Source organism: Pseudomonas agronomica (assembly GCF_025917275.1).
GTDB lineage: Bacteria > Pseudomonadota > Gammaproteobacteria > Pseudomonadales > Pseudomonadaceae > Aquipseudomonas > Aquipseudomonas agronomica.
On record NZ_JAOSHO010000772.1, the window covers coordinates 1 to 1,636 of the forward strand.

At 63.2% G+C, this 1,636-nt stretch carries 2 protein-coding genes; both read right to left on the bottom strand.

Translation table 11 applies throughout. From position 1 onward, the window contains the following. Positions 1-534: glycerate-2-kinase family protein (locus OC610_RS27010; protein WP_264432374.1), on the bottom strand; the 534-nt coding region annotated here is incomplete at its 3' end. 147 nt (positions 535-681) lie between these two features. Further along, positions 682-1,572: a 2-hydroxy-3-oxopropionate reductase gene (locus tag OC610_RS27015; protein ID WP_181289823.1), complete on the bottom strand. Its 891-nt coding sequence runs from the start codon at positions 1,570-1,572 to the stop codon at positions 682-684. Positions 1,573-1,636 lie beyond the last annotated feature (64 nt).

The following is a 1,636-nucleotide window of genomic DNA, read 5'->3' on the forward strand; positions in this document are numbered from 1 at the left end:
CACCGTCGCCGGCCAGCAGGCCTTGCCCAGGCGTCCTCCCTTGATTGCCGAGAGGTGCTTGCGCACGCAATTCATCTCGCCAATGGTGGCGCCGGACTTGAGCAAGGCTTTGTTGATCGATTGCTTATCGGCCAGGGTGATGCCGGCCGCCGGCAAGGCCAGCAGCGCCGAGCCCCCGCCGGACAGCAGGAAGATCACCCGGTCGTCTTCATTCAGGTTGCTGACGAGTTGAAGCACCCGTCCGGCCACTTCCAGGCCGGCGGCGTCCGGCACCGGGTGAGCGGCTTCCACCACTTCGATTTTCTGGCAGGGTGCGCCATGGCCGTAGCGGGTCACCACCAGGCCGCTGACTTCGCCGTGCCAGCAACGCTCGACCACTTGCGCCATCGCGGCCGCCGCCTTGCCGGCACCGATGACGATTACCCGGCCACTGCGGTCGCTGGGCAGGTACTGTTCGAGGACGTTCTGCGGATGCGCCGCGTCGATGGCTGTGGCAAACAGCTCGCGCAGCAGTTGTTGCGGATCGACCGACATGGCGGGCTCCCGATTTTTTATTATTGGAATTGACGCAGACCCTGTGGGAGCGAGCTTGCTCGCGATAGCGGTAGCCCAGCCAACATCATTGTTGAATGTAAAACCGCTATCGCGAGCAAGCTCGCTCCCACAGGTAAAGGGCAGGGCTTATTTATCGCGAATCGAGAAATTGGCCATGTGCTCCAAGCCCTTGATCAACGCCGAGTGGTCCCAGTTGCTGCCACCGATGGCCGCGCAGGTGCTGAACACTTGCTGGGCGTTGGCGGTGTTGGGCAGGTTGATGTTCAGTTCCTTGGCGCCTTGCAGGGCCAGGTTCAGGTCCTTCTGGTGCAGGCTGATGCGGAAGCCGGGGTCGAAGGTGCCCTTGATCATGCGCTCGCCATGGACTTCGAGGATCTTCGACGAGGCGAAACCGCCCATCAGCGCCTCGCGAACCTTCGCCGGGTCGGCGCCGTTTTTCGCGGCGAACAGCAGCGCTTCGGCCACGGCCTGGATGTTCAGGGCGACGATGATCTGGTTCGCCACCTTGGCGGTCTGGCCGTCACCGTTGCCGCCCACCAGGGTGATGTTCTTGCCCATGGCCTGGAACAACGGCAAGGCGCGCTCGAAGGCCGTGCTGTCACCACCGACCATGATGCTCAGGGTCGCGGCCTTGGCGCCGACTTCACCGCCGGACACCGGGGCGTCGAGGTACTGCGCGCCTTTTTCGTTGATCTTCGCCGCGAACGCCTTGGTGGCGGTCGGCGAGATCGAGCTCATGTCGATCACTACCTTGCCCTTGCCCACGCCGGCTGCGACGCCGTCCGCGCGGAACAACACGTCGTCGACCTGCGGCGTGTCCGGGACCATGACAATGATGAACTCGGCTTCTTGGGCAACTTCCTTCGGGTTGGCCAATGCCACTGCGCCGCCGGCCACGAGGTCGGCCGGGGCCGGGTCGTGATGCTGGGACAGGAACAGGCTGTGCCCGGCTTTTTGCAGGTTGAGTGCCATGGGGTGGCCCATGATGCCGGTGCCGATGAATCCGATTTTAGCCATGAGAAAATCCTCTTGTTTTTATCGCTGCTCGTAGGAGCTGTCGAGCGAAGCGAGGCTGCGATCT

Coding starts and splice junctions, on each gene's coding strand:
- OC610_RS27015 (WP_181289823.1), bottom strand. CDS start 1,572: ATGGCTAAAATCGGATTCATCGGCACCGGCATCATGGGCCACCCCATG.